General features: G+C 63.8%; 20 protein-coding genes. 11 read left to right on the forward strand and 9 right to left on the reverse strand.

The window, feature by feature from the left end; genetic code table 11:
• A complete protein-coding gene (locus tag NLY33_RS03445; protein WP_023703655.1) occupies positions 1-975 on the reverse strand; it encodes a WD40 repeat domain-containing protein in 975 nt (324 codons plus the stop codon).
• A gap of 249 nt (positions 976-1,224) precedes the next feature.
• Positions 1,225-2,277 (reverse strand): CobW family GTP-binding protein, encoded by a 1,053-nt coding sequence (locus NLY33_RS03450; protein ID WP_023703656.1) that lies wholly within the window; start codon positions 2,275-2,277, stop codon positions 1,225-1,227.
• A gap of 421 nt (positions 2,278-2,698) precedes the next feature.
• On the opposite strand from NLY33_RS03450, the gene NLY33_RS03455 reads away from it, so the two are divergent.
• Positions 2,699-3,169 carry a MarR family winged helix-turn-helix transcriptional regulator gene (locus NLY33_RS03455; RefSeq protein WP_023694717.1) on the forward strand — a complete coding sequence of 157 codons (471 nt, stop codon included), beginning with the start codon at positions 2,699-2,701 and terminating at the stop codon, positions 3,167-3,169.
• Between the two features lie 26 nt (positions 3,170-3,195).
• On the opposite strand, the gene NLY33_RS03460 is transcribed toward NLY33_RS03455, so the two are convergent.
• Positions 3,196-4,059 (reverse strand): AraC family transcriptional regulator, encoded by an 864-nt coding sequence (locus NLY33_RS03460; protein WP_023703657.1) that lies wholly within the window; start codon positions 4,057-4,059, stop codon positions 3,196-3,198.
• Positions 4,060-4,105: 46 nt separating this feature from the next.
• Here NLY33_RS03460 and NLY33_RS03465 point away from each other — a divergent pair, with 46 nt between their 5' ends.
• Complete coding sequence (locus NLY33_RS03465) at positions 4,106-4,513, forward strand: DUF2000 family protein (protein ID WP_023683511.1); 408 nt, start codon at positions 4,106-4,108, stop codon at positions 4,511-4,513.
• On the opposite strand, the gene NLY33_RS03470 is transcribed toward NLY33_RS03465, so the two are convergent.
• A complete protein-coding gene (locus NLY33_RS03470) occupies positions 4,510-5,298 on the reverse strand; it encodes an alpha/beta fold hydrolase (RefSeq protein ID WP_023689240.1) in 789 nt (262 codons plus the stop codon). The two genes, NLY33_RS03465 and NLY33_RS03470, sit on opposite strands and share 4 nt — an antisense overlap.
• A gap of 128 nt (positions 5,299-5,426) precedes the next feature.
• On the opposite strand from NLY33_RS03470, the gene NLY33_RS03475 reads away from it, so the two are divergent.
• The 5 genes from NLY33_RS03475 to NLY33_RS03495 all read left to right on the forward strand — a co-directional run bounded on the left by NLY33_RS03475 (position 5,427) and on the right by NLY33_RS03495 (position 9,953).
• Positions 5,427-6,329 carry a LysR family transcriptional regulator gene (locus tag NLY33_RS03475; RefSeq protein ID WP_023695945.1) on the forward strand — a complete coding sequence of 301 codons (903 nt, stop codon included), beginning with the start codon at positions 5,427-5,429 and terminating at the stop codon, positions 6,327-6,329.
• Between the two features lie 181 nt (positions 6,330-6,510).
• The gene (locus NLY33_RS03480) at positions 6,511-7,395 is read left to right on the forward strand and encodes a DMT family transporter (RefSeq protein WP_032891568.1); all 885 of its coding nucleotides are present in this window, start codon (positions 6,511-6,513) and stop codon (positions 7,393-7,395) included.
• Positions 7,396-7,460: 65 nt separating this feature from the next.
• Entirely contained in the window at positions 7,461-8,483 is a 1,023-nt protein-coding gene (locus NLY33_RS03485) for a LacI family DNA-binding transcriptional regulator (RefSeq protein ID WP_023671355.1), read from the forward strand.
• Positions 8,480-9,460 carry a 2-hydroxyacid dehydrogenase gene (locus NLY33_RS03490; RefSeq protein WP_023703659.1) on the forward strand — a complete coding sequence of 327 codons (981 nt, stop codon included), beginning with the start codon at positions 8,480-8,482 and terminating at the stop codon, positions 9,458-9,460. Before NLY33_RS03485 ends, NLY33_RS03490 begins: the two co-directional genes overlap by 4 nt.
• An 82-nt stretch (positions 9,461-9,542) precedes the next feature.
• Positions 9,543-9,953 (forward strand): hypothetical protein, encoded by a 411-nt coding sequence (locus NLY33_RS03495; protein WP_023703660.1) that lies wholly within the window; start codon positions 9,543-9,545, stop codon positions 9,951-9,953.
• Positions 9,954-9,963: 10 nt separating this feature from the next.
• Here NLY33_RS03495 and NLY33_RS03500 read toward each other — a convergent pair whose 3' ends face one another.
• Positions 9,964-10,737, reverse strand: a complete 774-nt coding sequence (locus NLY33_RS03500) for a gamma-glutamyl-gamma-aminobutyrate hydrolase family protein (RefSeq protein WP_023703661.1) — start codon at positions 10,735-10,737, stop codon at positions 9,964-9,966.
• Between the two features lie 293 nt (positions 10,738-11,030).
• Here NLY33_RS03500 and NLY33_RS03505 point away from each other — a divergent pair, with 293 nt between their 5' ends.
• Positions 11,031-12,140: a TRAP transporter substrate-binding protein gene (locus NLY33_RS03505; protein WP_023671351.1), complete on the forward strand. Its 1,110-nt coding sequence runs from the start codon at positions 11,031-11,033 to the stop codon at positions 12,138-12,140.
• A 251-nt stretch (positions 12,141-12,391) separates the two neighbouring features.
• Here NLY33_RS03505 and NLY33_RS03510 read toward each other — a convergent pair whose 3' ends face one another.
• The 4 genes from NLY33_RS03510 to NLY33_RS03525 form a co-directional block, all read right to left on the reverse strand.
• Positions 12,392-13,420 (reverse strand): zinc-dependent alcohol dehydrogenase family protein, encoded by a 1,029-nt coding sequence (locus tag NLY33_RS03510; protein WP_023689236.1) that lies wholly within the window; start codon positions 13,418-13,420, stop codon positions 12,392-12,394.
• 33 nt (positions 13,421-13,453) lie between these two features.
• The gene (locus tag NLY33_RS03515) at positions 13,454-15,232 is read right to left on the reverse strand and encodes a TRAP transporter large permease (RefSeq protein WP_023707777.1); all 1,779 of its coding nucleotides are present in this window, start codon (positions 15,230-15,232) and stop codon (positions 13,454-13,456) included.
• Positions 15,229-15,834 (reverse strand): TRAP transporter small permease subunit, encoded by a 606-nt coding sequence (locus NLY33_RS03520; protein WP_023671348.1) that lies wholly within the window; start codon positions 15,832-15,834, stop codon positions 15,229-15,231. The genes NLY33_RS03515 and NLY33_RS03520 overlap by 4 nt, the downstream gene beginning before the upstream one ends.
• Before the next feature lie 197 nt (positions 15,835-16,031).
• Positions 16,032-16,937 carry a branched-chain amino acid ABC transporter permease gene (locus tag NLY33_RS03525; protein WP_023695936.1) on the reverse strand — a complete coding sequence of 302 codons (906 nt, stop codon included), beginning with the start codon at positions 16,935-16,937 and terminating at the stop codon, positions 16,032-16,034.
• An 89-nt stretch (positions 16,938-17,026) separates the two neighbouring features.
• On the opposite strand from NLY33_RS03525, the gene NLY33_RS03530 reads away from it, so the two are divergent.
• From NLY33_RS03530 to NLY33_RS03540, 3 genes are all read left to right on the forward strand, one after another.
• Positions 17,027-17,635, forward strand: coding sequence for a CGNR zinc finger domain-containing protein (locus NLY33_RS03530; protein WP_023694705.1), 609 nt, complete (start codon positions 17,027-17,029; stop codon positions 17,633-17,635).
• Complete coding sequence (locus NLY33_RS03535; protein ID WP_023694704.1) at positions 17,628-18,158, forward strand: hypothetical protein; 531 nt, start codon at positions 17,628-17,630, stop codon at positions 18,156-18,158. The genes NLY33_RS03530 and NLY33_RS03535 overlap by 8 nt, the downstream gene beginning before the upstream one ends.
• A 221-nt stretch (positions 18,159-18,379) precedes the next feature.
• Positions 18,380-21,850, forward strand: a complete 3,471-nt coding sequence (locus NLY33_RS03540) for an indolepyruvate ferredoxin oxidoreductase family protein (RefSeq protein WP_023695935.1) — start codon at positions 18,380-18,382, stop codon at positions 21,848-21,850.
• Positions 21,851-21,865: the final 15 nt, after the last annotated feature.

The following is a 21,865-nucleotide window of genomic DNA, read 5'->3' on the forward strand; positions in this document are numbered from 1 at the left end:
TCACGCCGAGATATCGATGACGCCGCAGTCGCCGGCGGCACTGCCGAAGGCGACCCGGCGCTCTTCCTTATCCCACATCATCGCGGTGATGGCGCCCTTGCCCGGGCGGCGCAACAGCACCTCTTTGGCATCGGTAAAGCGCACCGCCATGACCATGCCGTCATCATAGCCGACGGCGACGACATCCTGGCTCGGATGGCAGGCAACCGATGTCACCATGGCGTTGCCGCGCGTGCCGAGCTCCAGCGGCGCCTTGCCCATCGGGCCGTCCTTGCCCGAAAACGGCCAGACGATCGCCGCCGGCGCGCCGGAACTCGCCAGCCACTTGCCCTTCACGCTCCACGACAGGCTTTTGACCTTGCCGGGATAGCCGGTCATGCGCATGTGCTTGCCGTCGGCGAGCTTCCAACCATGCAGCGCGTTTTCCTGCATGGTGGTGACGAGGAAGGCGCCATCCGGCGAGAAGGTGACGCCGGTATGGGCGCCGGCCCATTCCAGCTCCACCGGTCTGCCCTCGGCGGCCGGGAAATGCAGCGTCGCGCCATTGTAGCGGGCGACGCCGAAGCGCATGCCCTTGGGGGAGAAGGCCAGCCCCTCGACCGAACGTGGATGGGCAAACTCTTTGGTCTTGCCGTCGGCAAAGCGCACGAACGCAGTCTTGCCTGTGGCATAGGCGATAGCGCCTTGCGGCCCGGCGGCGACGCTGGTGATCCACTTCTTGCCGGCGCTGGCGAGTTCGCTGACATTGCCGCCGGCGGCAACGGCAAAAATCTTGCCGTCCTCGCCGCCGGTGATCAGGCGGTCGTTGGCGGCGTCATGGAACGTGGAGAGCAGGCCGTCATTGGCCTGAATTGTCTTGTGGCCGTTGTCGAGCCTATGAACTGTCCCATCGGCGAGCGCAAAATGCGGCACGTTGTCGAGGAAGACGGCGGCAAGGCAGTGACCTTCCAGGTCGAGGGGAGCAACTGTGGGCATCAGGACCATTCCAATGAAGCTGTCACCACTCCCGGGAAGCCACTGAGGCGGCCAGGCCTGGCGTCAACCTTCTCCCCTTGTGGGAGAAGGTGGATCGGCGCGCAGCGCCGAGACGGATGAGGGGTGTTGAACGGATCGCCGTCGGTGCCGAGCTGGAGCACCCCTCATCCGACCTCGCTTCGCGAGGCCACCTTCTCCCACAAGGGGAGAAGGAAGAGCGGGCAGCGCTAGCGCCATAGAGTCCGGAAATCAAGCCGCCTGGCAGGCGTCAAAGCTCTTCTTCAGCCGTTCGGCGTCAAGCTCGCGGCCGATGAACACCAGCCGGCTCTCATGCTTTTCGCCGTCTTTCCAAGCGCGCTGGTGGTCGCCTTCGATGATCATGTGCACGCCCTGGATGACATAGCGCTCGTCGTCGCCCTTGAGCGCGATGATGCCTTTCAGCCGCAGGATGTTGGGACCTTCCATCTGAGTGATCTTCTCGATCCACGGGAAGAATTTCTTCGGGTCCATCTCGCCGCCGCGCAGCGACACCGACTGCACGGTCACGTCATGGATGTCGGAGGGATGCGCGTGACCGTGATGATGATGGTCGTGATCATGGTCGTGGTGATCGTGGTCGTGATCATGGTGGTCGTGATCATGATCGTGCGCCTCAAGGAAATGCGGGTCGTTTTCCAATGCGCGCGACAGGTCGAAGGCGCCGCGGTCGAGCACTTCGGACAGCGCCACGCCGGCGCGCGTGGTGCGGTGGATCCTGGCCGCCGGGTTGATGGCGCGGATGGTGGCCTCGACCTTGGCCAGTTCTTCGGGCGTCACCAGGTCGGTCTTGTTGAGCACGACGACATCGGCGAAGGCGATCTGGTCCTCGGCTTCCTTGGAATCCTTCAACCTGAGCGGCAGGTGCTTGGCGTCGACCAGAGCCACGACAGCGTCGAGTTTGGTCTTGGAGCGCACGTCGTCGTCCATGAAGAAGGTCTGCGCCACCGGCACAGGATCGGCGAGGCCGGTGGTCTCGACGACGATGGCGTCGAAGCGGCCGGGACGGCGCATCAGGCCTTCGACGACGCGGATCAGGTCGCCGCGCACCGTGCAGCAGACGCAGCCATTGTTCATTTCGTAGATTTCCTCGTCGGATTCCACGATCAAATCATTGTCGATGCCGATCTCGCCGAATTCATTGACGATGACGGCATAACGCTTGCCATGGTTTTCCGACAGGATGCGGTTGAGCAGCGTCGTCTTGCCGGCGCCGAGATAGCCGGTGAGAACGGTCACGGGGATTTGCGTCTGTGCTTCGCTCATATCTTGCCTCGAAATGGCTGGGCCACGGAATTGCGGGCCGCAAGAAGGGATTGTTGGCCTGATATAGGATGTGTGCCGGCCTTTTGCACGAGGCAAACCGCCTGGGTGTTTGACCCAGGATTGACGAAGCGGATGGGTAGACCCGAGAGGCCGAGTGCGAGGGATGCCGACCATCAACGTGTCGCCGGAAACGCCTCTTCGTTGACCTGTGCTGAGCCGCGCCGCGTCAAACCGTTGCAATCGCCTTGGCGGAAACTCGTTTGTCATCTAACTGAAATAAACATCTGGCATCACCATTTCGAGCACCACAAATGCTTGCCGGCAAAGCTGTTTCGAAAGCCGGAATCTTTTGGATCGTCGATTGCCAACCGGCCGGCTGCGTCTATGCTGCACGCACCGGTACGGCCGAAGAGGGATCACCATGGCCAAGGCGGACAAGACTGCAACGATGAGCCGGCTGCATTCGGCGGCAAGGCTGGCAAGGACCGCGCTGGCGGCGCGGCTTCTGGCGCACGGCTTCTATGCCGGCCAGGACCAGATCATGCTGACGCTCGACCGCGAGGACGGCCAGACGCCCGGCAATCTCGCCGGCCGCCTCGGCGTGCGCCCGCCGACCATCACCAAGACCATCAACCGGCTGCAGGCCCAGGGCTTTTTGGAAAAGCGCGCCTCTTCCGCGGATGCACGCCAGGCGCATATCTTTCTCACCGACACCGGCCGCGAGATCATCCACGCCATCGAGAAGTCGGTGAAGAAGACCGAAAAGCAGGCCTTGAAGGGCCTCGACAAGAAAGAACAGAAGACGCTGTTCAAGCTGCTCGCCCGCATCGAGGCCAATTTGTCGAACGAGGAGCTGGTGCTCGTCGACGACGACGCCGACATCGACGACTGACCGGCACGGCGGCCGCGTGTCTTGAGCTAGGCCGCCACCGAAGGGCCGCGCACCAGCGCCGACCAGCGGCCGGGCGTCAGGCCGAATGCTTTCTTGAAATGCCTGTTGAAATGACTCTGGTCGCTGAAGCCGGCGCCAACGGCAATCTCGGCCAGCGGCTCGCCCACCTCGATCATCCGTCTTGCCTTTTGCAGCCGGCGCATCAGCAGGAACCGATGCGGGCTGGTGGAATAGGTCGCGCGAAAATGGCGTGACAGCGCATAGCGGTCGAGCCCGGTGACGGCTTCCAGCTCATCGGAACGAACGGACCGCTCGGCATTCTCCTCGAGATAGCCGCGCGCCAGCGCTGCCGCACGCGAGGCCGACTTCCCCATCGGCTTTGCTTTCTGTCCCGCATGACGCCCCAGATGCTGCGCCAGCTCCGCAACGAAATCGGCGACGAACAGCTCGTCCAGTTCCTCATCGAGCGGCGACAGGGCCGAAAGCAGCGTGCCACGCAAGGCAGGATCGCTGACCACAGCATCCCTGACGAAAGGCAGCGGCGCGCCGTCGAGGCAGTCGAGCAGCAGTGAGGGTTCCAGATAGAGGATCCGGTAGCGCAGACCATCCTCGGTCCCGGCGCCGCCATCGTGCACTTCGTCGGGATGCAGCACGATAACCTGGCCGGGCAGGCTGTGGTTGACAGTGCCCCTGTAGTGGAAGCGCTGCACACCGGAAAGCGTCACGCCGACGGCAAGTGTATCATGACGGTGCAGGTCGAAGGCGTTGCCATGGAAATGCGCCTCGATGCGCTCGATGCCGGTGCTGCCTGGCGCCGAGACGATCCGGTCTTCATCCGCGCACGAACGTCCAAGACCCTGTGTCGCCTCACCGTCTAGATCGTGCGTCATCACCTATCCCTGCCCTTCATGGGGGTGCTCCGGAGTCCTCATTTTGGTGTTCGATACGAAATTTGCAATCGTGCTGCGGGACGATCTCGCCGTCTGGCAAAAGCTCAACGTCGCCGCCTTCCTGACCAGCGGCATCGTCGCGCAATTCCCCGCCATTATCGGCGAACCCTACCGCGACCGCGCCGGCAACCTTTACAATCCTCTGTCGATCCAGCCGGTCATCGTGCTTTCGGCCGATGGGCCGACGCTCAACTCCATCCACCGGAAGGCGCTGGAGCGGGGCGTGACGGGGTCAGCCTATGTCGAGGAGATGTTTGCCACCGGCTTCGATGCGGCCAACCGCGCGGTCTTCGCCGAGTTCGGGCCTGAGGACGCCAAGATCGTCGGCATCGCGCTGCGTGCCGACAAGAAACTCGTCGACAAGATCACCAAGGGCGCCCGCATGCACGCCTAATTCAGCAGGAAGCGTGTAACGGCGCTCATGAATTCAGTCGGCCGCTCGACGTTCAGCATATGGACGCCCGGAAGCAGTGTAAGCGTGGCGCCGGGGATGCTGGCTGCGATCGCCTCGCTGTGGCTTGCCAGCGTTACCTTGTCGTCTTCTCCACCGATCACCAGGGTGGGCGCGGTAATGAGGGAGACAGTCCGGCGCAGATCGCAATCGCGTACGGCGGCGAAGCATCCCGCGAGACCTTGGGGCGGCGTCGCCAGGACCATCGCGCGGAACGCGTCGACAGTTTCGTTTGGGCCGGCAAGCATCGAGGCGGGAAACCAGTTGTGCATGAACATGTCCGCGGCGGCCGACATGTTGCTCGCAGCAAGGACAGTACGGATCTGCTCGTCAAAGTAAGAAGCCGGCCCGAGATGTGGCGAGGTGTTGGAAAGGATGAGACGCTCGATGCGGTCCGGGGCATGGATACCCAGCCACTGCCCTACGAAGCCGCCCAGCGACAGCCCGCAGAAATGCACGCGGGCGATCTGAAGCGCATCCAGCAGCTCAAGGACGTCGCGGCCCAGCCGATCGAGCGAATAGGCTCCGGCCGGAGCATCGGAACTGCCGTGGCCGCGCAGATCATAGCGCAGCACCCGGAAAGATCCGGCAAATTCCGCAAGCTGCCGGTCCCACATATGCAGGTTCGTCGCAATGGAATTCGAGAGCACAAGCACAGGGCCGGCCCCCGCCAGCTGATAGGCGATCCGGCAGCCGTCGCCCGTCGTAAAATAAAGCGTGTCAGTCATCTGGTCCTCATCTCACCCTGGCGAAAGGAGTTCGATGCTCCCGCCGCCCTTTGAATGAGCCACCCTAGGCCTCGTAATTATCCAGGAAAATTACTATGATTGGACGATCTCAGTAGGTTTTTACGATAATGAATGGTCTAAAACTCCACGACCTACGGTGCTTTGACGCCGTGGCAAGCGAGGGCAGCTTCCAGGCGGCCGCCCTTGCCTTGAACCGATCGCATCCATCCGTCTTCGCCGCTGTCGCACGCCTCGAGCAGTTGCTCGGGCTCACACTTCTCGACCGCAGCGGATATCGGGTGGGGCTGACGGAGGCGGGCCGCGAGTTTCACGCGCGAGCGCAGCTGACATTGCGCGAGCTCGACCATCTGCGAACCTATGCGGGCCAGTTGGCGAGCGGCGAGGAGACGGTCCTGCGTGTCGTCATGGGTGATCTCTGCCCGCGACCGCAAATCCTGCGTATGCTCAGCGGCTTCTTTGCCGAACGCACCGGGACACGCCTGCACCTGGAGTACGAGGCGGTCGGCGGTCCGCTCGAACGGTTGATGGAAGGCTCGGCTGACCTCATCTTCCATCGCGCGGATCCTTCCGATCCGCATCTCGAGCGGATCGATCTCTGCGCGGTGCCCCTCGTGCCGGTGGTGGCGCCTGGGTTCCTTCCGTTCGCGCCTGGCCGCGAGATTGCGCCGGAGCAGATGCGGCCCTTCACCCAGTGCGTGATCCGCGACACGGCGCGGCGGCCATCGCCGGAGAGCTATTTCCTCATCGACGGTGCGCATCAGTGCTCGGCGCCGGATCATCTGATGAAGAAGGAACTGATCCTTCACGGACTGGCCTGGGGCCATCTGCCGGCATGGCTGATCGAGGACGAACTGCGGGATAGGAGGCTGATCTCGATCGCTGGTGCACATCTGCCCGGCCGGACGGAGACCCTGGCGGCGGTGCGCCGGCGCGACCGACCGCATGGACCCGTCGCCCAGGCGTTGTGGCTTCATCTCCAGGCGCAAGTGGCATCCGGCGAGGCGCTTTAGCCGGCATAGGATCGGCCCGCGCTGAGCCTGCGCGCGACTCCTGTTGTGCCAGTCGCTTTTGGCTTGCCGGGCGCAGGCGATTGCCGCAAAGGTTAAGCGTTGATCCTCCCTGCCCGGCCTGACATTGAACGTTCCCGCAAAATCAGACGAAAGCGCAACGCCGCTCGCGGCGATGCTGTTCATGCTTTCGACCTATGTCTTTTTCACCTTTCTCGACACCTCGAGCAAATATCTGGTCCTGGCCGGCGTCTCGGCGCTGATCGTCGCCTGGGCCCGCTTCACCGTCCATGTCCTGCTTGTCGGCGTCTTCCTGCGCGGCTGGCGCGAGCCGTCGCGCTTCCGCGCCAACAATTTGCCGGCCCACATCCTGCGCGGCGGACTGCTGTTCGGTTCGACCATGTGCAACGTCATGGCGCTCAAGACCCTGCAACTGGCCGAGACCACCTCGATCTACTTCTTCGGCCCGATGGTGATCACCGCACTTGCCGGTCCGCTGCTCGGCGAATGGGCGGGCTGGCGGCGCTGGCTGGCGATCCTGACGGGTTTTGTCGGCGTGCTGGTCACCACAAGGCCTGGCGTCGGCGTGTTTGGTGTCGGCCACCTCTTCGCGCTCGGCTCGATGCTGTCGAACAGTTTTTACGTCATCATGACGCGGCGGATGTCAGCCAGCGAAACCTCGGAAAGCCTGATCCTGTTTTCGGCGCTGGCGCCGGCCGTGCTGCTTCTGCCGATGCTGCCGTTCTCGCATGGGCTGCCGCAGGATGGCTGGCACTGGTTCATACTGGTGATGCTGGGCGTGTTCGGCGCCGGCGGCCACTGGCTGCTGGTGCAGGCCTACCGCCTGGCGACCACCACGGCGCTGGCGCCGTACCCCTATTCGCAGATGGTCTGGATGATCCTGTCCGGCTGGATCATCTTCCACCAGTTCCCCGACCGCTGGACGCTGGTGGGTGCAGCCATCATCGTCGCCAGCGGCCTTTACATCATCCATCGCGAGCACCGTTTGCGGCTGCGCAATCGCACGACCGTCGATGTCGAGGCGGAGGCTCTGGCGAAAAAACTTTGATTTGCTCCGAATCCGATGGCATAACGCCGCATTTAAAAAATTTAAAAAACTCGGGGAGCCAAGGGCTGGCACAAAAGATCAAGCTTTCGACGATCGCGGATGCGCTTGGCGTCTCCACGGCCACCGTCTCCCTCGCCTTGCGCGACAGCCCGCTGGTCGCAGGCGCCACGCGTGACCGCATCAAGGAGCACGCGCGGGCCATCGGTTATATCTACAATCGCCGCGCCGCCTCACTGCGCACCTCGCGCTCGGGCATTGTCGGCGTCGTCGTGCATGACATCATGAACCCGTTCTTCGCCGAGATCCTGCGCTCGATCGAGAGCGAACTCGACCGCAGCCGGCAGACCTTCATCCTGTCCAATCACTACGACCAGCTGGAAAAGCAACGCACCTTCATCGATACGCTGCTGCAGCTCGGCGCCGACGGCGTCATCATGTCCCCGGCCATCGGCACGCCGGCCTCTGACATCGTCATGGCCGAGGAAAACGGCCTGCCGGCGGTGCTGATCGCACGCAGCGTGGAAGGCGCCGACGTGCCGGTGTTTCGCGGCGACGATGCCTATGGCACGGCACTTGCCACCAATCATCTGATCTCGCTCGGGCACAAGCGCATCGCCATGATCGGCGGCACCGACCAGACCTCGACCGGGCGCGACCGCTACCAGGGCTATCTCAACGCCATGGAGGCCGCCGGGCTTGAGGTCAGGCCGTCCTGGCGCATCGCCGGGCCGCGCACCAAGCAGGGCGGATTCGAGGCGGCTGGACAGTTTCTGGCGCTTAAAGACAAGCCAACCGCCGCTTGCTGCTGGAATGATCTGGTCGCCATCGGCCTGATGAACGGCATTGCCCGCGCCGGCCTGGTGCCGGGCGCCGACATCTCGGTGACCGGCTATGACGATCTCGAGGAGGCGGCAATCGCGACACCGGCGCTCACCACAGTCTGGAATGGCCAGCGAGAGGTCGGCCGCCGTGCCGCCAGCGCGCTGCTCGACAAGCTGAACGGACAGGCGGTACGGCCGTCACAGGAACTGATCAAGCCGGAACTGCATGTGCGCCAGTCGACCGGCAAGCCGGTGGAGCGTGCATGACCAAGACTGATGCGTTGCAGACCGTCGCCGTTCTGGTGCCAGGACATTTCAACGACCATGCGGTCGAGCGCATCGACCGCACCTTCAAGCGGGTCAAGATAGAGCGCGCCGATCCCGCCCTGGTCACCGACGAGATGCGCCATGACGTACGCGCCATTGCGTCCTTCGCCGGCGTCAATGCGGCATTGATGGATGCATTGCCCAACCTCGAACTCATCGCCTCCTTCGGCGTCGGCTATGATTCGGTCGATGCCGGCCATGCGGCCAAGAAAAACATCATGGTCACCAACACCCCCGATGTTTTGACCGAGGAGGTCGCCGACACCACGATCGGCCTTTTGCTCAACACCGTGCGTGAACTTTACAAGGCCGAGAAATGGCTGCGCGACGGCAGTTGGGTGAAGAAGGGCAACTATCCCCTGAGCCGGCTGACCTTGCGCGGTCGGCATGTCGGCATTTTCGGCATGGGCCGCATCGGCCTTGCCATTGCGCGCCGGCTGGAAGCGTTCGGGCTGCCGGTGGCCTACCACAACAGGCGCAAGGTCGAAGGTCTGGCTTATGAATACCACCCGACCCTGAAGGGCCTTGCCGAAGCGGTCGATACGCTGATTTCCGTAGTGCCGGGCGGCGCTTCCACGGAGAAGGCGGTCAATGCCGAAATCCTGGCGGCGCTTGGCGCCAACGGCGTTTTCGTCAACATCGGCCGTGGCAGCACGGTCGACGAGGCAGACCTCGCCGCAGCGCTTGCCAACGGCACCATCGCCGCGGCCGGGCTCGATGTTTTCGCCGATGAACCGAATGTGCCCAAGGCTTTGCTGGAGGCGCCAACCTCGCTTTTGCCCCATGTCGGCTCGGCCTCGCACCATACGCGCCGCGCCATGGCGGATCTGTGCGTCGACAATCTGGTATCCTGGTTCAGCGAGCGCCGGCCACTGACCCCGGTGCCTGAGACGGCGCAAGTCAAGCCACGAAGCTGAGCGGCTCTCTGCCACACTCGTTAACGTCGGCTTAACGCTTTGGAATCATTCTGCATCTGCGCCGGGGAGCGCGGAGTGCAAGATGACGAAACTTCCGGCATTGATTGCGGCAGCGGCACTTTTCGCCGGCTTTCAGCTGTTTCACGGCGGCAGCAGTGAAAGTTCGGCCAATGAAGCAAGGCCGGCAACCACCTTCAGGCTGGTCGCCAATGGCGACGAAGGCGACTGCGCGGTTAGCCGCGGCGCCGCGATTGACGATGGCCTGTCGCTGTTGACCGTGGCGCCGAGTTGCCGCGGGTTGCTGCCGGGGATCGAGCGGGCAAAATTCTGGCGAGAGGGCGAGGACGGCACAATCGCGTTCAGCGCCGACGGCACCGACCCGATCGTCACCTTCTCGGTTGCGGATGGCGACGGCTACGAATCCTACGCTCCGGCCACGCCGCTGCTTTCGCTGGCGACAACCGGCGAACGGGATCAATCCGCCGGCAATTGATCGTCGGGATTTATTCCGCCGCCGCCCGTGCACCGGCCTTCGCCGCCGCATGCAGCCGCACCGCATCGCCGAAGGCGCGGAAGATCTTGGCCGAGTTGCCGTCCGACTTGACCCAGTATTCGGGGTGCCATTGCACGCCGACGGCGAAGGCGCGGGCGTCCTTCACCGAAACCGCCTCCACCGTGCCGTCGCCGGCAACCGCCTCGACCTGCAGCTTCGAGCCGAGCCGGTCGATGCCTTGGCGGTGCAGCGAGTTGACCTTGATGTCGCCGGCGCCGAATACACCGGCCAGGCAACTGCCCGGCTTGATCGAAATGGTCTGGTGAATGGCGAAACGTTCGTCCTGATTGTCGCTCACCGGCGCGCGATGGTCCAGCGAACCTTCGCGCTCCTGGATCTCGGTGCCAAGCGTGCCGCCTAGCGCCACGTTCAACTCCTGGATGCCGCGGCAGATGGCAAGCAGCGGCACGCCGCGCTCGATCGCCTTGCGGATTAGCGGCAGCGTGGTGGAATCGCGCGCCGGGTCGTAGGGGCCGTTGGCTTCGCTGGCGTCGCCGCCATAGAGCGATGGATGCACGTTGGACTTCGAGCCAGTGACCATGACACCGTCGACCGAAGACAACAGCTCGTCGAAGTCGAGCCGGTCACCGAATGACGGCACCAAAAGCGGGAACACGCCGGCGCCGGAAAGTGCTGCCTCGATATATTGCTGCGGGACGGCATGCCAGGTGTAGTTGTCGAACTGACGGACGTCGGTTGATATGGCGACGAGCGGCTGGTGCATTTTGGGTCCGGATTCCATTTGGCGCGAAGCGAATAGCTATTTGCCTGCAAAATAGGCGATCCGAAGGCGCTTTTCCATGGCAAGTTTCGCCATCTCGCATGGGCCACGCGGCGAACGTTAGACTATAGTTGCAGGCTGGCCGGCCGGCCCGCGGATTTGTCGCCAGCGCCGCCGTCAAATCCCGCCACCATGCTGGACTCGACCTTTTGCCCGTGTATTGTTTCGGGCAAATCGATACCGGACGTGAGGAGATGTCCCTGATGTCGGTTGTTGGTCCAATAGGGAGGAACTGCATGGATCGTCGTTCATTCATCCGCAAGGCCGGGGTCACCGGCGTGGGCGCAGCGGCGGCTGCCGCTACGCTAGCCGCACCGGCAATCGCCCAGTCCAATCCGAAAGTGACGTGGCGGTTGGCGTCATCCTTTCCCAAGTCACTCGATACGATCTATGGCGGCGCCGAAGTCTTCTCCAAGATGCTGTCTGAGGCGACGGACGGCAATTTCCAGGTCCAGGTCTTCGCCTCCGGCGAACTCGTGCCCGGCCTGCAGGCCGCCGACGCCACCACTGCCGGCACTGTCGAGGCCTGCCACACGGTGTCATACTATTATTGGGGCAAGGACCCGACATGGGCACTCGGTGCGGCGGTGCCGTTCTCGCTCAACGCGCGCGGCATGAACGCCTGGCACTATCATGGCGGCGGCATCGACCTGTTCAACGAGTTTCTTGCCACGCAGGGTCTTTTCGGCCTGCCCGGCGGCAACACCGGCGTGCAGATGGGCGGCTGGTTCCGCAAGGAGATCAACACCGTCGCCGACCTGTCCGGCCTCAAGATGCGCATCGGCGGCTTTGCCGGCAAAGTGGTGCAGAAGCTCGGCGTCGTGCCGCAGCAGATCGCCGGTGGCGACATCTATCCGGCGCTGGAAAAAGGCACGATCGACGCCGCCGAATGGGTCGGCCCCTATGACGACGAGAAGCTCGGCTTCTACAAGGTCGCGCCCTACTACTATTATCCCGGCTGGTGGGAAGGCGGCCCGACCGTCCATCTCTTGTTCAACAAGGCCAAGTACGAGGAGCTGTCGCCCGCCTACAAGTCGCTTGTGCACACCGCCGCGCAGGCTGCGGACGCCAACATGCTGCAGAAATACGATTTTCTCAATCCTGCGGCGGTGAAGCGGCTGGTGGCCGGCGGCGCGAAATTGCGCCCGTTCAGCCAGGACATCATGGCCGCCTGTTTCGAGAAGGCCAATGAGGTCTACACCGAAATGGAAGCCACCAACGCACCGTTCAAGAAGATCTGGGACTCGATCAAGGGCTTCCGCAAGGAGCACTATCTGTGGGCGCAGGTGGCCGAGTACAATTACGACACCTTCATGATGGTCCAGCAGCGCAACGGCAAACTGTAGGCTGGGATCTGTCCCTTCTCCCCGTCACTATACTGGGAGAAGGTCCCGGCAGGTGGATGAGGGGCGGCGCAAACTTCGGCGATTGATCGCCTTGGGCTTGGTAGCCGCCCCGAAATTATAGCTTATCTTTCCAAGCGTTGACGCTGCACCTCACCTGCCTGCCGGCATCCTCTCCCCGTATAGTCACGGGGAGAGGGGCGCGGTCATCGCCGTTTCGCCAATCGCCAACACCGCAGGATTGAGGCTGCCCTTCATTCCCTGCCCGGCACCACCAACACCTTGACCTCGCCCGGCGCTGCCGGATTGGCGATCACCGAGGCGGCTTCCTCCAGGCCGACCTGCCTTGAGATGAGCTTGTCGATCTCGATTGCGCCGGACGCGACAAGGTCCGCCGCCCGCCTGTGGGTGAAGGGATTGATGAACGAGCCGAGAACCTTCAGCTCGCGAAACAGGATGTCGAACGGTTCGAAGGGCACTTTCACGCCTTGCGGCATCACGCCGACGATCACCACCGAGCCGCCGGACTTCGCCAGCCGCATCGATTGTTCGACGGTATCGGGGACACCGGCGCATTCGAGCACCACGTCGGCCCCGCCGGGCACAAGGCCGGCTGGGCCGGCGATCGCCTCGATCGGGTCGACCGCGCTTGGGTCGACCGTCGTCGTTGCACCGAGCTCTTCGGCGAGCGCACGGCGGGAGGCCTGCCGCGTCGACAGGATGATGGTCGCCGCTCCTGCGAGCCTCGCCAATTGCACGGTAAGCAGGCCGATGACGCCGCCACCAAGCACCACCACGGCAGCGCCGGGTCTGATTCCGGCGAGGTCGACAGCGTGCAGGCAGCAGGCCAGCGGCTCGCAGAAGGCGCCATGCGTTGGCTTGAGGTTCGCAGGCAGAAGAAAGGCCTGGCTCTGCGGCATCACGACGTAGTCGGCGAAGCCGCCGTCGCGATGGATGCCGATGGCCCTGAGATTGCTGCACAGATTGACGCGGCCGGCTCGGCAATGACTGCAGCGTCCGCAGAAGATGTTGGGATCGCCGGTAACACGGTCACCGATGGCGATGCCGGAAACCGCGTCGCCGACAGCCTCGACGATGCCGCAGAATTCGTGACCAAGCGTCACCGGCGGGCTCGAAGGGAATTCGCCGTGGAGGAGGTGACGGTCGGTGCCGCAAACGCCGCAGGCTTCAACGCGCACCAGAACGTCCTGCGGTCCCGCAACAGGCTTGTCGACCTCCCGTAGCGCAATGCTGCCCACGGCTTCCAGGCGCACGGCTCTCATAACATCCTCACTCAGGTTCTCAGTGTTCACACATCAGTTGAAGTTCGGCGGCTGCGACAGGTCGGTCGCCGGCGCCGCCGGCTTGGCGGGCGGCGTCTCGCCGAAATTCGGCGGCTGCGAGAGATCGTTCGACGGTGGCGCCGCAGGTGATGGGCCACCGTTGGCTGGTGGTGGTGTGCCGAGAGGCGCAAGGCCTGGCATATCAGGCAAGTTGATCTCGATCGTTCCCGGATCGACGGCCGCACCCTTGTAGCGCATGACCATTTGCGGGAAGGCGATGGTCAGCCCGATCATGATCACCTGGATGCAGACGAAGGGCACGGCGCCCCAATAGATCTGGCCGGTGGTCACCGGCGCGATCTGCTTGCCGGTGAGGCGATCGAGATAGGGCACGCGCGCGGCGACAGAGCGCAGGTAGAACAGCGCAAAGCCGAAAGGCGGGTGCATGAAGCTTGTCTGCATGTTGACGCCGAGCAGCACGCCGAACCAGATCAGGTCGATGCCGAGCTTATCGGCAGCCGGCGCCAAGAGCGGTACGATGATGAAGGCGAGCTCGAAGAAGTCGAGGAAGAAGGCGAGCACGAAGACCAGGATGTTGACGCCGATCAGGAAGCCGACTTCGCCGCCCGGCAGCGACGTCAACAAATGCTCGACCCAGACGTGGCCGTTGACGCCGTAGAAGGTCAGCGAGAACACCCGCGCGCCGATCAGGATGAACAGCACGAAGGAGGAAAGCCTGGTGGTCGACGCGAGCGCCTGTTTGATGACATCCAGCGACAACCGCCCCTTCATTGCCGCCATCGCCAGGGCGCCAACCGCGCCCATGGCGCCGCCCTCCGTCGGGGTGGCGATGCCGAGGAAGATGGTGCCCAGCACCAGGAAGATCAGCGCCAGAGGCGGGATCAAAACGATGATCACCTGCTGCGCCAACCTGGACATCATGTTGATGTTCAGGCCCTTGTCGGCGATCGCCACGATATAGATCAGGATCACCCCGATGCTGGCGCCAAGGATATCGGCATTGTCGCCATGCGCCGGCGCAAGGTGGCGATAGGCCGCATAGGAAGCCGCGACTGCCACCAGCAGTGCCGCGAGCAGCGACAGCACGCCGTGGCCAAGCGTGCGGGCCGCCAGCGGCAACGCCGGCATCGAGTTCGGCCGGACGATCGACATGATCAGGATGTAGAGCGTGTAAAGGCCGGTCAGCACCAGGCCGGGGATCAGCGCGCCGGCATACATGTCGCCGACCGAACGGCCGAGCTGGTCGGCCAGAACGATCAGCACCAGCGACGGCGGGATGATCTGGGCGAGTGTGCCGGATGCCGCGATGACGCCCGACGCCAGTCGTCGGTCATAGCCGTAGCGCAGCATGATCGGCAGCGAGATCAGGCCCATGGCGATGACCGAAGCCGCGACCACGCCAGTGGTCGCGGCAAGCAGCGCACCGACGAAGATCACCGCATAGGCAAGGCCGCCGCGAACCGGGCCGAACAGCTGGCCGATCGTGTCGAGCAGGTCCTCGGCCATGCCCGATCGTTCCAGCACGATGCCCATGAAGGTGAAGAACGGGATTGCCAAGAGCGTGTCGTTCGACATCACCCGGCTGCCGTAGAAATTGTCGGGCAGCGCATGCAGCAGCGGCCACGCCAGGTTGATCGAGCCGCCCGAATAGGGCGACAGCACGACACCGATGAAGAAGAACATCAGGCCGTTGGCGGCGAGCGAGAAAGCGACGGGGTAGCCGATCAGCAGGAAGATGATCAGCGAAGCGAACATGATCGGCGCCATGTTCTGGGCGATGAACTCGATCATGGGCGCGCCTCCTGGGCGAGCGCCTTGGCTTCTTCGGCAAGGGCTTTCGCCTCGAGCTCGGCCTGTTCGTGCACCGAGATGAACGGATTGGGATCGTCCATGTCGCCGCGCATGATGGCGATCTTCTTGATGATCTCGGAGATGCCCTGCAGCGCCAGCAGAAAGAAGCCGACGAGCAGGATCGCCTTGGCCGGCCAGATGATCAGGCCGCCGGAATTGTTCGACATTTCGCCGCTGCGGAACGACAGCGACACGTAGGGTATAAAATAGATCACCATCAGCGTCACGAACGGCATCAGGAAGAAGACATGGCCGAGCAGGTCGATCCAGTGCTGCACGCGGCGCGACCACATGCCGTAGACGATGTCGATGCGGATATGGTCGTTCTGTTTCAGCGTGTAGGCGGCGGCCAGCATGAAGGCGGCGCCGAACAGGTACCACTGCAGTTCCAGCCAGGCATTCGACGAGACGTCGAAGACCTTGCGGATGATGGCATTGGCGGCGCTGACCAGGATTGCCAGCAGGATCAGCCACGATATCCACCGGCCGATGAACTCGTTCATACGGTCGATCGTTCTGGATAGAGCGAGCAGCCCTGCCATGCATTTCCTCCCTGAGGTCGAAGGCGCGCCGGCTCCCCTATTTTCCGTCGCGCCGCTGTGGCCCAACGGTATGCCGTGCGTGGTTCGGCGGGTCAACATGGCATGGGCGCGATCAACGCCGTCGTGACGGGAGGCAGGGGATAAGTGCCGACCGGCTGCTGCGTCATGCAACCAAAGTCTGACAGCGGATGCGGCGATCAGGCGATCTTCTGCTGGTCGCGGCCGGGACCGATCAGCACAAGTGCCGCGACCAGGAACAGATACATCCAGCCATCGCGCCATTCGATCGGGAAATAGCCGGCCCATAGCGACTCCGCCATGCCGAAGGCGGCCGCACCGAGCGCGGCCCGAGGCGGAGAGAGATAGCCGCCCACCGCCGTCACGAACAGGATTTTCAGCCCGTAGACGAGGCCGGAGCCGAAGCTGACATTGCCGTAGTAAAGGGCGGCCATGATTCCGGCCAGCGCGGCGCAGAAACCGCCGAACAGCACCGCATGCCGGAACACTGCGCGCACGTCCACGCCGCACATGGCAGCCGCTTTGGGATCGTCGGAGACGGCGCGCCAGCGGCGGCCGAAGCCCGAGCGGGCAAACGCCCATGCAGCGAGCATGATTGCCGCCAGAACCACCGCGCAATCGATGAGCTGGATCAGCGTCAGCGTCGCCTGGAAGCCGGCATCCTGAGCAAAAACGATGGGCTGCGCCAGCATCGGCGGCAGCCACCAATCATGCGTGTCGGCGGCGATACGGCTTGCTTCCGACAGCACCAGCAGGATGCCGAGCGTCGTCACCACAATGGCATTGGGCGTGCGGTCGGCCAGCGGTTCGAAGACGCTGCGCGACAGCACGTGGCCGATCAGCGCGGCATAAAGGAAAGCCGTGACGACGCCGAGCACCACTGCCGCCAGCAAGGTCAGCCACAATACCTGATAGCCGAAGGCCACGGTCAGGATCATCGTCTGGCCGCAAAAGGCGAACAGCGCGCCATAGGCGAGATTGGTCCGGTGCAGGATGCCATTGGTCAGCACGTAGCCGAAGGCAAGCAGCGCATAGAGCGCGCCGGAATGCAGCCCGTTCAGCACCTGCTGGAAGAAATAGAGCATAGACAGCTTTCCGGGCGCCGGAGCCCGCGCCAAGGTTTGCATCGTAAAATCTAACTTGTCAAACGCGATTTATCGGTTAGATTTCTGATATGACAGTATCTTGGAGCCCACATCGCTTCACCGGCGGCATTCTTGCGCTCGATACGGCCAACACCGTGGTGTTGCGCAACGATCCGGAAAAGACTTTCGACCGTTTTGCCGATCCGGCCGAGATCGCGCGCTTCGCCAACGCCGCAACCGGCTTTCGCGGTGCCGAGCTTGGCGGCAGACCGCTAGAGGCGACCTCGCCGGACAGCATCGCGCCGGTGGTGCTGGCGATCCGCGAGACGACCGACCGCCTGTTTCGCGGCGCGGTGTCGAAAGGTGCGCTTGCCGCCGGCGACCTCGCCGCTTTTCTCAAGGCCTGCGCCAACGGCCTCGATCGGAGCCCTGCCGAAATCGGCGCACCGGGTAGACCGTTCGGCGATCCATCGACGCCGATCGCGTTCGAGGCGGCGCTGGCGGTTTCGGCCTTGTCGCTGCTGCGCGACGACACGGTCGCCAGGCTCAGGATCTGTCCCAATTGCAGCTGGCTGTTTCTCGACAGGAGCCGCAATTCCAGCCGCCTTTGGTGCGATATGGCTGTGTGCGGCAACCGCCAGAAAGCAAGCCGTCACTATCGCCGCCGCACGGCGGCACATGAGGTCAACAATGCTTAGGGTTGTTTTTCGTTCAATCCTTGTCGGTGCTGCGCTCATTGCAGCCGTTGCGCTTGGCGCCTGCCGCGACACCGGCGGCGACGGCAAGCTGTTCGAGGTTTCCGGCAAGGTCGTCGTCTTCAACTACCGTCTCGCCCGGGCGACCTATGTCGTGACGCTGCGGCCCCTGCAGCCGATGGGCGAAGGCCAGGTGGCGGTCGCCAGTTTCCAGAATCCGGCCGGCGGCCCTCCCCTGGTAGTCGAGCAGAAGGTCTGGCCGAAGCTCGACAAGGTCAGCCTGGAGAGCCCGGCGCTCACCTGCATCGTCAAGGACAAACCCTATGCGATCTCCATCAGCATCAGGGGTCCTGACGGCACGTTCCTGCAGAAGATCGACACGACGCTGATGTCGAGCGAGGACCAGTCGATCCTTCCCGACCGGCCGCTGGTGGTCGACCAGCTCTATACGGCCAATCCCGATCTTGCCGGCCATCCCGACGGCAAGCTGCCGGGTGAGCCGAAGCCGGATTGCTCGAAAGGCTGACGCGTCTTTGCCGGGCGCGACTGCGTGGAAATTTTCGGTCGCCGGACAACCGCCGCGGACCGATTTCGTGCCGGATACGCGACGGCAGCGGATCGTTCGTTGCGCTTTGCCTGGCACTTTCGATTTCGTTTGACCTGCCTTGCAAGCGGAGAAAGACTGCGCCATCTCACTCCTACGTTGGCTGCGCGCCCCCGGTGCTGTCTCCGCAGAGGAAATGCCTGATGACGCTGCACGACGTCGCGCTCGACGACAAGTTCGATCTTGGCAAGGAGCGCATCTTCCTGTCCGGCGCACAGGCGGTCATCCGCATGCTTGTGATGCAGCGCGAGCGCGACCGCCGGGCCGGCCTCAACACGGCCGGCTTCGTGTCCGGTTATCGCGGCTCGCCGCTCGGCGGCCTCGATATGCAGCTGTGGCGGGCGAAAAAGCAGCTGGCGCAGGCCGACATCGTCTTCCAGCCCGGCCTCAACGAGGAGCTTGCCGCCACCGCCTGCTGGGGCTCTCAGCAGACGGAATTAATGGGCGAAGGCAAGCATGACGGGGTGTTTTCGGTCTGGTACGGCAAGGGACCGGGCGTCGACCGCTCCGGCGACGTTTTCCGCCACGCCAACCTCGCGGGATCGTCGAAGCATGGCGGCGTGCTTGCGCTGATGGGCGACGACCATATGGCCGAATCATCGACCAATGCGCACGCCACCGAATTCCTGTTCGTCGACACCATGGTGCCGATCCTCAACCCGGCCGGCGTTCAGGAGATCATCGACTACGGCCTCTACGGCTTTGCCATGTCGCGCTTCGCCGGCACCTGGGCGGCTATCAAATGCGTCAAGGACAACATCGAATCCACGGCCTCCGTCGATGCCGCGCTCGAGCGCCTGAACATCGTCGTGCCGGAGTTCGATATGCCGCCCGGCGGCCTCAACATCCGCGATGAGATCGACATGCTCGGCCAGGAGGAGCGGCTGCATGAATACAAGCGCGCCGCTGCATCCGCCTTCATCCATGCCAACGGCCTGAACCGCATCGTCTATTCGGGCGGCCGCGCGCCGAAGCTCGGTATCATCACGCTGGGCAAGAGCTATCTCGATGTCCGCCAGGCGCTGGAAGACATCGGCATCGACGAGGCCGCCGCCAACCGCATCGGCATCCGCCTGTTCAAGGTCGGCTGCCCCTGGCCGCTCGACCTGCAGCATATCGCCGAATTCGCCCGCGGCCTCGACACCATCGTCGTCGTCGAGGAGAAGCGCTCGCTGATCGAGGTGCAGCTGCGCGAAAACCTCTACGGCACCGCCACGCGGCCGACGATCGTCGGCAAGAAGGACGAGCGCGGCGACTGGCTGTTCCCGGCCAAGGGCGCGCTTGACCCCAACGAGATCGCCATTGCGCTGGGCGAGCGCATCCTGCGCACAATCGGCCCTTCGGAAGAGATCACTGGCAAGGTGGCAAAGCTGCGCCAGTTCCAGGCGATGCTTGCCGACACCAGCGATATCGGTTCGCGCACGCCGTTCTTCTGCTCCGGCTGCCCGCACAATTCCTCGACCAAGGTGCCGGACGGCTCGATCGCCGCCGCCGGTATCGGCTGCCATTTCATGGCGCTGTGGATGGACCGCAACACGGTCGGCTTCACCGCCATGGGCGGCGAGGGCGCACAATGGGTCGGCCAGGCGCCATTTTCGAAGCGTGGCCACATTTTCCAGAATCTTGGCGACGGCACCTACAATCACTCCGGCACGCTGGCGATCCGCTTCGCGCTGTCGACCGATGCCAACATCACCTACAAGATCCTCTACAACGACGCCGTCGCCATGACCGGCGGCCAGCCGCATGAAGGCGGCCTGACTGTCGACATGATCGCCAGGCAGGTGCGCGCCGAAGGCGTCGAGCGCATCGCCATCGTCACCGACGAGCCGGAGAAATATGCGGGGAAGGCCGAATTCCCCTCCGGCGCCACCATCCACCACCGCGACGACCTCGACCTCGTCCAGCGCGAGCTGCGCGACGTCAAGGGCGTCTCGGTGCTGCTCTACGACCAGACCTGCGCCGCCGAAAAGCGCCGCCGCCGCAAGCGCGGCACCTTCCCGGATCCCGACAAGCGGGTCTTCATCAACGAACTGGTCTGCGAGGGCTGCGGCGATTGCGGCGTGCAATCGAACTGCGTCTCGATCCAGCCGGCCGAAACCGAGTTCGGCCGCAAGCGCAGAATAGACCAGTCGAGCTGCAACAAGGACTTCTCCTGCGTCAACGGCTTCTGCCCGTCCTTCGTCACCGTGCACGGCGCCAAGATCAGGAAGGCCGAAGGCATTGCCGGGCGCTCCGACCCGCTTGACGGCGTGCCGGTGCCGGCCGAATTCCCGCTCGGTAGCGAGGGTTGGGCGGCGATCATCGACGGTGTCGGCGGCACCGGCGTCGTCACCATAGGTGCTGTGCTCGGCATGGCCGCCCATCTCGAGGACAAGGGCTGCGGCATGATCGACATGGCCGGCCTCGCCCAGAAGGGCGGCTCGGTGTTCACCCATGTCCGCATCGCCCGCACTCCGGACGACATCCACGCGATCCGCGTTTCGGCCGGCAAGGCGGACCTGGTGCTCGGCTGCGACCTCGTCGTCTCGGGCGCCAAGAAGGTGCTGGCCGCAGTGCGCGAAGGCCATACCATCTTCCTCGCCAACACCGCCGAGATCATGCCCGGCGAATTCGCCCGTTCGGCCGATTTCTCGCTGCCGATCGAGCGCCTGAAGAAGGCGATCCGTGCTGCCGCCGGCGAAGACAAGACGCATTTCTTCGACGCCACGCGCACCGCCACCCAATTGTTCGGCAATTCACTCGGCGCCAATATGTTCATGCTCGGCTTCGCCTTCCAGAATGGCGGGCTGCCGCTGTCGGCGCAAGCCGTTGAAAAAGCAATCGAATTAAACGGCGAGGCGGTGGCGATGAACATCGCCGCCTTCCGCTGGGGCCGGCGCGCCGCGCATCAGCCGGAGTTTGTGCGCGGCCTCGTCGCCCAGCCGGGCAAGGCCACTGAGATCGCCAAGACGCTGGACGATATCATCGCCCGCCGCGTCGCTTTCCTCTCTGCCTATCAGAATGCCGCCTATGGCAGGCGCTATGCCGAGAAGCTGGCGGTTTTGCGTGCTGCCGAGGCCAAGGCCGTGCCTGACTCGACCGCGGTGACCGAGGCCGCCGCCAGAAACCTGTTCAAGCTGATGGCGATCAAGGACGAATATGAGGTGGCGCGGCTATACACCGACGGCTCCTTCGCTATGGAGCTCTCAAAACAGTTCCAGAGCTACGACAAACTCGAATTTCATCTGGCGCCACCGATCATGGGCAGGCGCGGCAATGACGGCAAGCCGAGGAAATCGAGCTTCGGCCCGTGGATGATGAAGGGATTTCGCCTGCTGGCGGCGCTGAAAGGCCTGCGCGGCACGGCCTTCGACGTGTTCGGCTACAGCACTGAGCGGCGCATGGAGCGGCAGCTTCTGGCCCGCTATGAGGCCGATCTGGAGCTTGTCGCCAAGGCACTTGCGCCAGGCAGGATCGAGGCCGCCATCGCCCTTGCCTCGGTGCCGGCGCTCATTCGCGGCTACGGCCATGTCAGGCAAGCCAGCGCCGAAAAGGCAGAGGGCGAGCGCACAAGGCTTGTCGAGCGGCTGGCCAACACGCCGGCGCGGCCTGAACTTCAGGCCGCCGAGTGATCGATACGCCTTGTT

The sequence above is a fragment of the Mesorhizobium sp. C432A genome (genome assembly GCF_030323145.1).
In the GTDB taxonomy this organism is placed as follows: Bacteria; Pseudomonadota; Alphaproteobacteria; order Rhizobiales; family Rhizobiaceae; genus Mesorhizobium.